This is a genomic window from Nocardia sp. CY15, from assembly GCF_009829295.1.
Taxonomy (GTDB): Bacteria; Actinomycetota; Actinomycetes; order Mycobacteriales; family Mycobacteriaceae; genus Nocardia; species Nocardia sputi.
In genome coordinates this window covers 25888-39328 of the sequence record NZ_VUOT01000005.1, presented here as the reverse complement: position 1 = coordinate 39328, position 13441 = coordinate 25888, and the positions used below count along the sequence as shown (strand labels likewise).

Annotated in this window: 15 protein-coding genes and 1 pseudogene; 4 read left to right on the top strand and 12 right to left on the bottom strand. The window is 67.3% G+C overall.

From position 1 onward, the window contains the following. The first annotated feature begins 27 nt into the window (after nt 1-27). The 3 genes from GVY39_RS09575 (at nt 28) to GVY39_RS09565 (ending at nt 4668) form a co-directional block, all read left to right on the top strand. Nucleotides 28-957, top strand: coding sequence for an RluA family pseudouridine synthase (locus GVY39_RS09575; RefSeq protein ID WP_159922748.1), 930 nt, complete (start codon nt 28-30; stop codon nt 955-957). Nucleotides 958-1050: 93 nt separating this feature from the next. Continuing rightward, a complete protein-coding gene (locus tag GVY39_RS09570) occupies nt 1051-1794 on the top strand; it encodes a CPBP family intramembrane glutamic endopeptidase (protein WP_159922746.1) in 744 nt (247 codons plus the stop codon). A 279-nt stretch (nt 1795-2073) separates the two neighbouring features. Then, nucleotides 2074-4668, top strand: a complete 2595-nt coding sequence (locus GVY39_RS09565) for a hypothetical protein (RefSeq protein ID WP_159922744.1) — start codon at nt 2074-2076, stop codon at nt 4666-4668. 233 nt (nt 4669-4901) lie between these two features. On the opposite strand, the gene GVY39_RS09560 is transcribed toward GVY39_RS09565, so the two are convergent. From GVY39_RS09560 to GVY39_RS09540, 5 genes are all read right to left on the bottom strand, one after another. Beyond that, nucleotides 4902-7055, bottom strand: a complete 2154-nt coding sequence (locus GVY39_RS09560) for an MMPL family transporter (protein WP_159922742.1) — start codon at nt 7053-7055, stop codon at nt 4902-4904. 43 nt (nt 7056-7098) lie between these two features. Next, complete coding sequence (locus GVY39_RS09555) at nt 7099-7572, bottom strand: EXLDI protein (RefSeq protein WP_159922740.1); 474 nt, start codon at nt 7570-7572, stop codon at nt 7099-7101. Between the two features lie 191 nt (nt 7573-7763). Next, a complete protein-coding gene (locus GVY39_RS09550) occupies nt 7764-8222 on the bottom strand; it encodes an NUDIX hydrolase (protein ID WP_201295190.1) in 459 nt (152 codons plus the stop codon). Nucleotides 8223-8299: 77 nt separating this feature from the next. Further along, entirely contained in the window at nt 8300-8746 is a 447-nt protein-coding gene (locus tag GVY39_RS09545) for a type II toxin-antitoxin system VapC family toxin (RefSeq protein WP_159922736.1), read from the bottom strand. Continuing rightward, on the bottom strand, nt 8743-8967 hold the full coding sequence (locus tag GVY39_RS09540) for a CopG family transcriptional regulator (protein WP_159922734.1): 225 nt from the start codon (nt 8965-8967) through the stop codon (nt 8743-8745). Before GVY39_RS09540 ends, GVY39_RS09545 begins: the two co-directional genes overlap by 4 nt. Before the next feature lie 107 nt (nt 8968-9074). On the opposite strand from GVY39_RS09540, the gene GVY39_RS09535 reads away from it, so the two are divergent. Continuing rightward, entirely contained in the window at nt 9075-9986 is a 912-nt protein-coding gene (locus GVY39_RS09535; protein WP_159922732.1) for an NAD-dependent epimerase/dehydratase family protein, read from the top strand. 1 nt (nt 9987) lies between these two features. On the opposite strand, the gene GVY39_RS09530 is transcribed toward GVY39_RS09535, so the two are convergent. The 7 genes and pseudogenes from GVY39_RS09530 to rpsS all read right to left on the bottom strand — a co-directional run bounded on the left by GVY39_RS09530 (nt 9988) and on the right by rpsS (nt 13428). Then, nucleotides 9988-10809, bottom strand: a complete 822-nt coding sequence (locus GVY39_RS09530) for a phosphatase (RefSeq protein WP_195071304.1) — start codon at nt 10807-10809, stop codon at nt 9988-9990. A gap of 189 nt (nt 10810-10998) precedes the next feature. Further along, nucleotides 10999-11247: pseudogene (gene rpsQ, locus GVY39_RS09525) on the bottom strand (30S ribosomal protein S17); the annotation flags it as partial. Nucleotides 11248-11267: 20 nt separating this feature from the next. Then, nucleotides 11268-11507: a 50S ribosomal protein L29 gene (gene rpmC / locus GVY39_RS09520; RefSeq protein WP_040864843.1), complete on the bottom strand. Its 240-nt coding sequence runs from the start codon at nt 11505-11507 to the stop codon at nt 11268-11270. Beyond that, a complete protein-coding gene (rplP, locus tag GVY39_RS09515) occupies nt 11507-11923 on the bottom strand; it encodes a 50S ribosomal protein L16 (RefSeq protein WP_040864842.1) in 417 nt (138 codons plus the stop codon). The genes rpmC and rplP overlap by 1 nt, the downstream gene beginning before the upstream one ends. Before the next feature lie 3 nt (nt 11924-11926). Beyond that, nucleotides 11927-12721, bottom strand: coding sequence for a 30S ribosomal protein S3 (rpsC, locus tag GVY39_RS09510; RefSeq protein WP_043687258.1), 795 nt, complete (start codon nt 12719-12721; stop codon nt 11927-11929). Then, nucleotides 12722-13150, bottom strand: coding sequence for a 50S ribosomal protein L22 (gene rplV, locus GVY39_RS09505; protein WP_159922730.1), 429 nt, complete (start codon nt 13148-13150; stop codon nt 12722-12724). Further along, the gene (gene rpsS / locus GVY39_RS09500) at nt 13147-13428 is read right to left on the bottom strand and encodes a 30S ribosomal protein S19 (RefSeq protein ID WP_159922728.1); all 282 of its coding nucleotides are present in this window, start codon (nt 13426-13428) and stop codon (nt 13147-13149) included. The genes rplV and rpsS overlap by 4 nt, the downstream gene beginning before the upstream one ends. Nucleotides 13429-13441: the final 13 nt, after the last annotated feature.

The following is a 13441-nucleotide window of genomic DNA, read 5'->3' as shown; positions in this document are numbered from 1 at the left end:
ACCAGCCTGCGGCTAGGGTCGACACCGATGAGAAGGCGGCAACAACCGCCGTTGCCGAAACGGCACGGCTTGGACCCGGCTCGGCTGCGATTGCCGGAGCAGGGCGACTGGGCGACCATCCGGGACCACCTGGTGGAGCGCCTGCCCAGGGTGCCCGCGACGCGCATAGACGAACTGCTGCACGCGGGCGGCATCGTCGACCTGGACGGGCCGATCGCTCCCGACGCACCGTACGTTCCGGGCGGCGCGGTCTGGTTCCATCGCGATCTGCCCGAGGAGGCGGTGGTCCCGTTCGACATCCCCGTCGTGCATCGCGACGACGACCTGCTGGTCGTGGACAAGCCGCACTTCCTGGCCACGATCCCGCGCGGTCGGCATATCCTGCAGACCGCGCTGGTGCGATTGCGCCGGGAGCTCGACCTCCCCGATCTGGTCCCGGCGCACCGGCTCGACCGCGTCACGGCGGGCTTGGTGCTGTTCGTGATCAATCCGGCCCGTCGCGGCGCGTACCAGACCATGTTCCACCAGCGCACCGTGCGCAAGGAGTACGAGGCGATCGCCCGGTTCGATCCCGGCCTCACGCTGCCCCGCGTGGTGCGCAGCCGGATCATCAAGGAGAAGCAGGTGCTCGCGGCCCAACAGGTGCCGGGCGAGCCCAACGCGGAAACCGAGATCGAACTGCTCGAGCACCGCGACGGCCTCGGCCGCTACCGGCTGCGCCCGCACACCGGCCGGACCCACCAGTTGCGCCTGCACATGAACAGCCTCGGCATTCCTATTCTCGGCGACGACTTCTATCCGGTGCTCACCGAGAAACCCGTCGACGACTTCACCAGACCGCTCCAGTTGCTGGCCGCCGCGCTCGAGTTCACAGACCCGATCACCCGCGAGCCGCGCCGCTTCGAGACCACTCGCACGTTGCGGGCGTGGACCGATCCGCACGGGTGGGCGGGCTGAGGGAAGCGGTCCGCACGCCAGGGAGAAGTGGCCTATTCATCAGTGGGGCGGGGCGCGTAGCGAACCTGTTCCAGATCCGTACACTGGTCCGGGATGCCTGAGCCAGACCTAGCAGCAACAGTCCAGCAACGACGCAAGATGCGCGCATACATCGACGTCGCCGTCGTGGTGCTGGTCTTGGCGGGCACCAATCTGATCGCGCACTTCACCACCGCGTGGGCGAGCATCGTCACGGTGCCGGTGGCGGCGATCGCGCTGCTCGCATTGGTGCGCAGGCGCGGCCTCGGCTGGTCCGAGCTCGGGCTTTCCCCTCGGCACTGGCGGCGCGGCTCGCTCTACGCGCTCGGCGCGGCGGCGCTGGTCCTCGCCGTCGTCGCGATCGGGGCGGCGCTCCCGCTGACCCGGCCGTTCTTCCTGGCCGATCGCTACGCCACCATCTCGGGCGCGTTGATCGCCTCGATGATCGTCATCCCCCTGCAAACGGTGATCCCCGAGGAACTGGCATTCCGAGGTGTGCTGCACGGCACACTGCTGCGCGCGTACGGCGCGCGCGGCGTCTTCGCGGCGGGTTCCCTGCTGTTCGGTCTCTGGCACATCGCCTCCTCCTTCGGCCTCACCGCGGGCAACCGCGGCCTGAGCGGAGTCATCGGCGGGGGCGTCGCCGGACAGGTCATCGGAATCCTGCTCGCCGTGGTCGCGACGGCCGCCGCAGGTGCGGTGTTCACCTGGCTGCGCCACCGCAGCGGCAGCCTGCTCGCCCCGATCGCACTGCACTGGTCGGTCAACGGCGCGGGCGCCTTGGCGGCCGCTATCGTCTGGCACACCACGCTGAGCTGATCCCGCCCCCCGGGCAACCCCGGGCGGTGAAAAAGCCGCTCCGGACGGGATGTGAATTCGAACTGAGTTTCGACACGCAGGTGGGCTACGAAATGGCCGCTCATCCGGATAATCGAGCCGCATCGTGAATTTCGGCAGTTCGGCGTGTCGCCGTCGGCGCGGATTCGGCCACGTTGACCACGAGCAGAGGGCGGTTTAGTCTCACTGGCGATCACACATATGTTCGAGCACTCATGTCTCCACCACCCGGCATGACATCTGCTCTTGGGAAGGCTCGCGATGCCCGACGAACTGTCGAACGGTAGTTCCGAGATCGCCGCGCTGGCGCAGCAAGTCGAGACCGCGCGCGGCAAATTGCCCCTGCAGCTGGACCCGGCGTTGCTGCAAGTGCTGTCCGAACGCGAGATCAGCGCGGAGCGCGAACTCGCGGAATGGATCCGCGCGCAGCGACGCAAGCAGCGGCGACTGGAGATCGAGGAAGAGCTGGCCGCACAGCGGCGTGACCGGAAGTCCGCGGCCGCGTTGCGCCGGTCGGAGGAGGCCGACGCCCGCTGGCACCGGCGCGCGCTGGCGGCGCGGCGGCGGGTGTCCAGCGAGGACGCGCGATTGGCGCAGCTCTACCGGCGGGCGGAGTGGTCGTCGCGTGCGTTGATCGCCGTCGTCGTGCTCGGCATGGTGTGGGCAGGGGTCAACGTGCAGCACAATCTGGTGCCCAGCGGCGACATGTCCGATCCGCTGTACTGGTTGAGCTACGGCATCGAGGCGATGATCTCGATTCCGATCATCACCATCATGGTGGCGGCGACGACCGCGGCACGGTGGGGCCGGGAGCTGGCGCGCGGCAAAGTGATCCTCTTCGAGGCGGCTCTGCTCGGTACGACCGTGGCGCTCAATACCGGACCGCATCTCGCCGCGGGGGACCTCGGCCGCGCCGCCGAGTACGCGATCGCTCCGGTGATGGTCGGCGTGGTGATCTGGTTGCACGCCTGGGTTTCCGCGCGGTACGCGGTGCTGATCGACGGCGCGCCGGTGATCGAGCGCGAACCGCAGCCGGTTCGGATCGACGCGGAGCGTATTCCTGGCCTCTCGGATAGGGATCGTCTTCGCCCGCTCGACGGCGTGAATTCGGCTCACAGCGCATTCGGATGGGACACAGCGGCCCATCGGCACGAGGACTTCGATCCGGGACGCGGTGCGGAATCCGACAGGCGCATCAGTCAGCCGGACGGCGTGCACGTCCCACGGGCCGGACTTGATACCGCTGCCCACCGTTCGGCGGACACGGCGGTTGTCGACCGCTCCGATTCCCCGCGCGGCAAATCAGCCACAACGAACACACCGGTCACGTCATCGTCTGATGGCCACACCACCGACTCGGCGAACAGAGGCAACGTCAACGCGGAGCCGGCGCACAGCCACGCGGTCGCCTACCCCGCGAACGGCCACGCATTCCCCCACGTCACGAACAGCCGCAGGGCCGAGACCACGGTGAACGGTCACATCCTTCCGAATGGCCACGCTGCCCTGCCGATCGAAGGCGAGAGCGCCGACGGCAACGCCGCCGAGCTTCGCCTCGATGAGCGCCGCGTCCGTCCGGCTTCCAACGGCCACACCGTCGAGAACTCCACCACCGGCGCTGCCCATGACGTGCGGACCAACGGACACAGCGTCCGTCCGATCACCAATGGATACACAGCCGAGAACTCCCCCACCGGACGCACGCACGGTGACGAATCCACCTTTCGTCCGACCACGAACGGATACAGCGCCGAGAGCGTCACGGACGCGGCACATCACGCGCAGAGCAACGGACACGGCGGTCGTGCGAACACAAACGGCCACGCCGCCGGGATCTCACCCGGCCTCCGCGGTCGGGACCTGCGGGTCAACGGACACACCCCTCCCCTTGCCACCAACGGCCATACGGGCAGCCTCACGCCCGACGAAAGCACACATTCCTCCACCGCCAACGGCGAGGACGTGACAGCCCCGCCTGCGGATCATTCGACCTCCGCTGTCGCCGATTACGTCTTCCATCTCCCCACCCACGAGCCCACGACCCGAGCGGCTGACGCCCCGGCGCCCACTTCCGAAGCGGACGCGGAACGTGGACAACCGAGCCAGGCAGGCGCTCCTTCGTCGGTCGACGCGGGCGGCACGATCGCGGACCCGGCGGATACCACCACGCAGGAGACGCGTCCCGAACCCACGCAGACGTCTCAGCAGATCTCGCTCGACGACCTGCACGATGGACTCGAATTACGGGAGCGTCGCCTCGTACCGCCGAACCGCGAGCACGGCACCGCCGTTGCGGCATCGCCGCATCCGCATGTCGATCACGGCGGTCATCCGGATCGCGCGCATCGCGGAAACGACCCCGTTCGGCACCCGAGCGCCGGCGCCGCCGAACCCGGGCGCACACCGGCCCCGGCCACCACGGACGCCGCCACGCAGGTGCATCCGAACGCCACCGCTGCGCGTGCGGCGAAACGCGGAAAGTCGCTGTCCGGCGAGCAGAACGATCGCTCCGCCGAACCGGAGGGCGAACAACTCGCCCTCGAGCAATCCCCGGAACCACCGCGCCCGGAACCTTTGTCGATTCTGGATGCCGACGACGACGAGGACGGCGAACTCCCCGCCGAGCCGGAAGAGGCCGACACCGACGACGACGAGATCTCGGCGATCGCGCGGGCCATCACCACCCGGCGCCTGTCCAGCTTGCCGATCGAGGAGGTCAGGGAAATCCTCACGCTCGCCGACCAAGGGGGCTCGACTCCCGCCATCGCGAACGAACTCGGTGTCTCCCGCGCGGCGGTCACCCGAGTTCTGGACTCGGCCATCAAAGTCCATCGCCCGTACGCGGTCATCGGCTGACACAGCCGGTCAGCGGCGTTCCGAGGTGGCCAGAACAGCCAACGGCTGATGCTCCGAGGCGACGACGCGAGCGAGGTTGCTCGATCGAGCCGCGGAATGTCCGCATCCGGTGCAACCACTCGGTGGCTTGGTCTTCAGCGCACCCTGCGCCGCCGACGCGAACCGGTTCGTATCGGAAAGGGCTGTGCACCGGGCGGATTCCCGGTGCACAGCCCTTTGCTCTGCCGGCGGCGTCAGAGCGCGCGCGTTCGACTATCCACCTCGGGCCCGCTCTTGGTGACCGAAACCTTCTCGGCAGCCTGGTCGCCGTGTCCGGGCCACCATGCTTTGTGCCCGATCAGCGCCGTGACCGCGGGCGTGAAGAACATCGCCATGACGAACGCGGCGATCGCGATGCCCACCGAGATGGCGAAGCCCATCTGGGCGAGGACATTGTTGCCCGCCAGCATCATCGACGCGAACGTTCCCGCCAGGATCACCCCGGCCGCGGCGATGGTCGGTCCGGTGTGCCGCAGGGCCAGCGCCGCGGCTTGTTTCGGCTCGTTGCCCTCGCGGGCCTCTTCCCGCAACCGGGCGACCATGAGGATGTTGTAGTCGGTGCCGAGTGCCACCACGAACAGATACATGATCACCGGCAGCGTGAAGATCAGCCCGGACTCGCCCTGGAACTGCTGGAAGACCAGCACCGCGGCGCCGAGCGTTGCGGCGAATCCGAGAAACACCGACGCCATCAGGTACCAGGGCGCCACCAGACTGCGCAACAGCAATCCCAGCACGATCATGATCAGGATCGCCGCCACCGGGAACACGATCGCGTAGTCGCGCGCCATCGCGTCCTGGAAGTCGACGAAGACGGAGGTCAGACCGCCGACCGCGGCCGTGGCACCGGCGGGAGCCGCCGAGTGCGCCACATCGCGCAGCGGTCCCTTGACGGTCTCCAGCGCGGCATCGGACTCCGGCACGGCATCGAGCGTCACCGCGAAGTCGGCGATCGTCTTGTCCGCGGACAACTGCGGCTCGGCTACCTGTCCCACACCGGATACGGCGGCGAGCGCGGCCCGGTAGGCGGTGAGCTGATCGGCGGTCAATTCGCCGCCGCCGGACCGCAACAGAACGTCCGACGGCTGCGTAGTACCGGCAGGCATGCCCTTGACCAGTTCCTTGCTGTAGACCACGGATTCGGACGCCTCGGAGGTCTGCCCGGAGCTGAGGTCGAACGTCGGGTGGAAGCCCAAGGCGAAGATCCCCAGCGCGACCAGTACCCCGCCGGAGACCGCGGCGAAAGCACCGGGTCGTCGGCCGAGTGCGTTGCCGACCGCCGTGAACCGAGCTCCCTTCGGCTCGGTCCGCCACGCTTTCGAGGGCCAGAAGACTTTGGTGCCCAACAGGGAGACCACCGCGGGGACCAGCGTCAACCCTGCCGCGAGCGCGATCGCCACCGCGATCGCCAGTGCCGGGCCCATGGCGCGGAACATGCCGAGGGTGGACAGCACCAGCGCCATGAACGCGATGATCACCGCGCCCGCCGCGGACGTGATCGCCTCACCGACCCGGCTGACGGCGCTGACCATGGCGGTCTTGGCATCCTCACCCGCGCGCAACCGCTCGCGGTAACGGAACATCAGGAACAGGATGTAGTCGGTGCCGACACCGAACAGCACGACCACCAGGATGGCGTTGATCGATGCGTCGATCTGCAGGTCGAAGGCTCTGGCGACCATGGCGATCAATCCGCCGACCATGCTGGAGATCGCGCCGATCACGACGATCGGCAACAACGCGATCACCGGGCTGCGGAAGATGATCAGCAGTAGCACCAGGATCAGCACGATGGTGGCGACGCCGACGATGGCCAGGCCCTTCTCGCTGGATTCCTGCTGGTCGAGCACCTGCGCCGCCTGGCCGGTGATGCCCGCCTTCAGGTCGGTGTCCGCGACGCTCTCCTTCAGCCGCGTGCGCAGCGCCTTGACCGCGTCGCCTTGCGTGGTGTCGCTCGGATCGGTCACCTTGGTCATCTGCACCGCGATGATCTGGATCAGCCGGTTCTCCGAGGGTGGGGCCGGTTGGATCGCGGTGACGTCCTTGACCTTCGCGCCGCGCAGATCAGCGGCGACCGCTACCACCGAAGCCGAGTCCGCCTCGGTCAGCGGCGCACCATCCTTCCGGGCGAACACGATGATCGCCGCGGGAGCGGAGCTTTCCGGAAAAGCCCTCTGCTGCAATTCCAGCGCCTGAATCGACTCGTAATGCGAAGGCAGGAAGGCGGATTGGTCGGTCGTTGATTTCAGTTCCGGCGCCGTAGCCACCACCGCGATGGCGAGCAGCACCCACAGGCCGATCACCTTCCACGGATTGTGGACGACCACGGCCCCCAGTCGTGCGAACATCTGCTGTGAAATCCTTTCCGGATTCGGGAAAAGCTTCGGTCTCTCAGATCTGGAGGTCCTGCGAGGTGGGGTTCTCGGCCACATCGACGACGGTCCGATAGATGTGCTCCGGAATCCGCCCCAGCAGTTCGGCGGGCGAGTCCACGATCTCGACCGTGTAATCACCCCACTCGCGGCCGCCGGACCGGAGCAGGTCCCGCCAGGTCTTCCATTCGGTCCAGTCGATCGCGACGGACATTTCGCGCCATGACGATTCCCGCCGGTGCACCACGAACTTGCCTTTACGGCTCACATAGACCCGCACCACATCCATCCCGGCTTTGGTGTACTCCCGGGACTCGCCGAGCAGTCTGCCGAAAAACCGCTGTCTGCGCCCGCCGCCGGGGCCGACCCGCAACACGATCTCCCGGAGATCCTCCACCCCGCCCCGCTCGCCGGAATCCTTCAGGAAGGTGACGCCGCCGGCTTGCTCGTCGGCGGTGGCCACACCGGCCGGATTATTCGGATCGGTGGTCATGGCAAATCCCCATTTCATGGATGAATGCACACCCGAGCGTGCGCCTACCGTCAGCCGGCCCGTGCCGAATCCGCTGTGGAGGTGCGAGTTCGATGTTTCCAGGAAGGCCGGGCTGCCATGTCACTATAAGTAGATGTATACGTATAACGCAAGCGCTGACTCACCGCAGGGCACGCCGGGCCGCCGCTCGGCTAATCACCCCGCCCGACCGGACGGCCATGTTCGAGATACCGGGGGCAGCCGTCGATGTGCGCGAGATGTGCTTGCCGCACCCGCCGAGCGAGACGCGGTATCAGGTAGTCATCGAGAGCGCCGATCGAAACCCACTGCCAGGCGTCGAGTTCCGACTCCTGCAATCGGATGGTCCGCTCCTCGGCGCCGAGTTCACCGCAATCGAATACGTAGAGCGCCTTGTCCCCCTCCTCGGGACTCGGAGCCCAGTCGTGCACGAGCAGCCGACGAACGAACCGGTCGATCCCCAACTCCTCACCGAGTTCCCGCCGACAAGCCGCGGCGGGCGCCTCCCCCGGCTCCACATACCCACCCGGCAGATCCCAGCCATTGCCATAGGTCTTGTGCACAAGCAACACTTCGTCGCCGCGAACGAACAACGCCCCCGCAGCCAACCGCGCTCGCCCGAACTCCGCCACCACCCCAGCCAACCACGGAAGACGCCGCCAGGGCCGCAACGCCGAGCCGAGGCTCGAGCTGCCGATACGCGGCCTACCTAGGACGTGGGGCGCAAGTCGTCCGGCAGGATGCGAAATGCGGAGTAGCGACCGAGGGGCCGCAAAGTTCGGAAGTCACGTCGGTCGAGCGTCAGGATGGTGTCGGTATCGAATTCGTCGGCCAGAGCCACACACACCGCGTCCACCAAATCGAGGTTCAGGGTGCCGTACTTCCCCCGGATGTCGACCGCAGTGCGCAACTGCCCCGCATCGACGTTCGAGATGACGATCCGCGTCGACGCGACTCGCTCCGCGATCAGAGTGAGAATGCCGTCGGCGACCGCACGTCCGGCCCGGACACTCGCAACATGATGCACCTCGGTGAGCGCCAGCGGACTGACGACGATCGCGCCCGCCGAATCGGCTGCTCGACACACCGCGAAGTGCTCGGGGTCCGAACGATTGAATAGCGCCAGAATTCCAGAAGTGTCGGCCACGACGATCATGCGGGTCGGTTCATCGCATTGCGGATGTCGTCCTTGGCGATCGGCCCACCCAGATCGAACGTCTCGTCATCGCCGAGCAGGGGCGTCTCCCATTTGCGGTGCCGCATGAGATAAGCCCGGACCGCGTCACGAGTGATCTCGTGCTTGGAGCGCCCCTCGGCGTCCGCTTGCGCGTTGAGCGCCGCCTCTTCGTCGTCCGGCAATCGCATGGTCCAAGCCATACATTAATGGTATCAGAGGTGATACCGCAGTTCTGTGCCCTTCCGTCCGCGAGCTATCTCGCCCGACCTCGCTGATCCGGACTCATACGCGGTGACAAGATCGAGTGGTGCGCGTTCTCGTCACCGGAGCGAATGGTTATCTCGGTCGGGCGGTCGTGGATCTGCTGGGTAGAGCAGGCCATGAGCCGATCGCGATGGTTCGCGGGGGCGCTTCGGCCATGCGGGAGACCACTCGGGTCGCCGACCTCCTCGACGAGAGCGGGCTCCGCGACGCACTGCGCGGAGTACAGGTGGTCTGCCACCTCGCCGGGCTGACTCGGGCGCGAGAGTCCACGGTCGATCCGCTCCGGTACTTTCGCGTCAACACGGGCGGGACCGTCGCCTTACTGGACGCGATGGCCGCTGCCGGGGTCGCGCGGATCGTCTTCGCCTCGACCGGCTCGATCTACGGGACGCCCGAGCGCCAACCGATGACAGAGCGCCTGCCCGACGCACCGCCGCACCCGTACGCCGCGAGCAAACTGGCCGCCGAGTCCGCGATCTCGGCCCAGGCGCGAACCGGCCGCTTGTCGGCCACCGTGCTGCGCTTGACGAACGTGGCCGGTGGCGCGGACCGCGACCCCACGCGCTTGATTCCCCGGGCGCTCGCCGCCGCGGTGAATGCTTCGGCATTGCAGGTCAATGGCGACGGCAGCGCGGTTCGCGATTACCTGCACGTCGTCGATGCCGCCGCGGCTTTCGTCGCTTGCGTCGACAACCCGCCGCCGGACAGGTTCCGCCGGTACATCATCGGCAGCGGCCACGGCAGCAGCGTCCTCGACGTCGTAGCCGCCGTCGAGCGGCGGACCGGCCGCCGGATCCAGCTGATCCATCGGCCACCGGCATCCGAACCCGCCACGCTGATCAGCGATCCCACCCGGGCGATAACCGAACTACCCTGGTATCCGTCCTATTCCGAGCTCGACACCATCGTTCGGGATACCTGGGCGGCCGGGGGGCACTCGCCCGGACCCGGTTGATTCACCCACCGAGCCCGGCACGGTCGAGCAGATAGGTGGTCAGCGGCCGGTAGTACTCCGGGTGCACCCCGTCATCGAGCGGAACCGTGACGGCGATCTTGCCCTCGACCTGCCCGGCGAACAGTGCGGGGTCGTTGGAGTCGGCGAATCCGACGGTTTCGATGCCCGCTTCGCCTGCGGCGCCTGCCCAGCCGTGATCGGCGATGACCAGGTCGGGCCAGTGGCCGGCCCCGGCGTCGCGCAGTTCCCGCAGGACCGCCCGCATCGGGTGCGGATCGTGCGTGTGCTTCAGCCGCCCGTCGTCGCCGAGCGCCGCCACCCCCGAGGTGTAGACGATTTCGCGATTCTGCGACCCGATGCGAGCGGTGACCCGGTAGGACCACCCGGCGGCAGGCGTCAGCACCACGCATCCCGCCGCGCGCAACGCATCCTCGACAGCTCGATAGACATCCATGAGCGTTTCCGGATGCCCGGTCGCCAGGATCACGGTCTCCCGGCGGCGAGCCGCGAGCCCGATCCGCGCCCCCATCGCATCCAGCGCGTCGAGAGTCAGCTCCGCATCGATGGTGTCGGGGCCCCGCAGATGACGCGGATCCGGGCTGACCCCGCACAGTCGCGCCATCATCGCCAAGGTCTCGTCGAAGGTCCAATCCCTCAGTGTCAGCCCGAACTGGTACCTCGGCTCCTTCTCCACCATCTTGCGATAGTGCGAGAGATTCCCCTCCCGGGGCGTCGCGACGTCCCCCGCTATCCGTGTCTCCAGGAGGTGCTTTCGAAGCAGCTCGCGGTCATCGGATCGACCGGGTCGAGTCGCATATCCCACCGCTCATACCTCCACATGGCCGTCGGTACAACCGATCACCGTTCCGGTCACCGAGACGCGGCGGCCGGTTGCTGCCGCAACACGACAGTACCTATCGGCGGCCCAGCTATCGGGCACTGCCCGGATACGGCGAAGGCCCGCTCTCCGGGACGGGGAGCGGGCCTTGCGGTTTCACGCCGTGGAATAGGCTTACTTGGCCTTCTCCAGGACCTCGACCAGACGCCACCGCTTGGTGGCCGACAGCGGACGGGTCTCCATCAGCTGAACGCGGTCACCGATACCGGCGATCTCGTTCTCGTCGTGCGCCTTCACCTTCGAGGTGGTGCGAATGATCTTGCCGTAGAGCGGGTGCCGGTTACGGTCTTCCAGCTCGACGACGATCGTCTTGTTCATCTTGTCGGAGACAACGTAACCGACACGCACTTTACGGGTGCCGCGCTGCCCTTCTACTTTGTCGCTCATGCAGCATCTCCCTTGCCAGCGGGTCCGGTGGCCAGACCGAGCTCGCGCTCACGCATGACCGTGTAGATGCGCGCGATCTCGTGACGGACGACGCGCAGACGACGGTTGTTGTCCAGCTGCCCCGTCGCCATCTGGAAGCGCAGGTTGAACAGCTCTTCCTTGGAGTCGCGCAGCTTGGCCACCAACTCCTCTTCGGTGAGCTCGCGGAGCTCTGCGGCCGGTGTTCCGGTAGCCATCAGAACTGCTCCTCCCTGGTCACGATCCTGCACTTCATCGGGAGCTTGTGCATCGCGCGGCGCAGCGCCTCACGAGCGGTCTCCTCATTCGGGTAGCTCATCTCGAACATCACGCGACCGGGCTTGACGTTCGCGACCCACCACTCCGGCGAACCCTTACCCGAACCCATGCGGGTCTCGGCGGGCTTCTTGGTCAGCGGGCGATCCGGGTAGATGTTGATCCAGATCTTGCCGCCACGGCGGATGTGGCGAGTCATCGCGATACGCGCCGACTCGATCTGCCGGTTGGTGACGTACGCCGGCTCCAGCGCCTGGATGCCGAACTCGCCGAACGCCACCGAAGTGCCGCCCTTGGCCATGCCCGAACGGCCCGGGTGATGCTGCTTGCGGTGCTTCACCTTGCGAGGCATCAGCATGCGTCAGCCCTCCTGTGTCTCTGCCGGAGCGTCGGCCACCGCGGTGGCGGCGCGCCCGGCCTCGGTGCTGGTCGCCGTGGTGCCGGTGGAACCGGACCGACGCGGGCGGCTCGGCCGCTCCCGGCGCGGACGCTCGGGCGCGGCGGCAGCGGCGGCCAGCTCACGCTTGCCACCGACGATGTCGCCCTTGTAGATCCAGACCTTCACGCCGATGCGACCGAAGGTGGTCTTGGCCTCGTAGAGGCCGTAGTCGATGTCGGCGCGCAGCGTGTGCAGCGGCACCCGACCCTCGCGGTAGAACTCCGAGCGCGACATCTCGGCGCCACCGAGGCGGCCCGAGCACTGCACGCGGATGCCCTTGACGTTCGGCGAACGCATGGCCGACTGGATGGCCTTGCGCATCGCGCGACGGAACGCCACACGGTTGGACAGCTGCTCGGCGACGGCCTGGGCGACCAGCTGCGCATCCGACTCGGGGTTCTTCACCTCGAGGATGTTCAGCTGCACCTGCTTGCCGGTGAGCTTCTCCAGCTCGGCGCGGATGCGATCGGCCTCGGCGCCGCGGCGGCCGATCACGATGCCCGGACGCGCGGTGTGGATGTCCACCCGCACGCGATCACGGGTGCGCTCGATCTCGACCTTGGAGATGCCCGCCCGCTCCATGCCGGTGGCCAGGAGCTTGCGGATCGCGACGTCTTCCTTCACGTAGTCCGCGTACTGCTTGTCCGCGTACCAACGCGACTTCCAGTCGGTGGTGATACCGAGGCGGAAGCCATGGGGGTTGATTTTCTGTCCCATTTACTTTGCCCCTCCCTTCCGGCGGTTACGAGTGGCTCCACCGGCGGTGGGGATGCTCTCGACCTCGATGGTGATGTGGCTGGTGCGCTTGCGGATGCGGAACGCACGCCCCTGGGCACGCGGCTGGAACCGCTTCATGGTCGCACCCTCGTCGACGTAGGCCGTCGAGATGACCAGCGTGGCCGGGTTCAGGCCGAGGTTGTTCTCGGCGTTGGCCGCGGCGCTGGCGACGACCTTGGCGACCGGCTCGCTCGCGGCCTGGGGCGCGAACTTCAGCAGGGCGAGGGCGTCCTCGACACGCTTGCCGCGGACCAGGTCCACGACACGGCGTGCCTTCATCGGCGTGACGCGAACGTGCTTGGCGGTCGCGCGCGCAGTCGGGTTCGACGGAGTCGTCAGCAGTGTCTGATTGCTCTTCGCTTCGCTCATCGCCGCTTGCTCTTCCGGTCTTCCTTGACGTGGCTCTTGAACGTCCTGGTCGGCGCGAACTCACCGAGCTTGTGCCCGACCATGGACTCCGAGACGAACACCGGCACGTGCTTGCGGCCGTCGTGCACCGAGAACGTGTGCCCGATGAAATCGGGGATGATGGTCGAACGACGCGACCAGGTCTTGATGACCTGCTTGGTGCCCTTCTCGTTCTGCACGTCCACCTTCTTCAGGAGGTGGTCGTCGACAAACGGGCCTTTCTTGAGGCTGCGTGGCATTTCTTACCTCCTC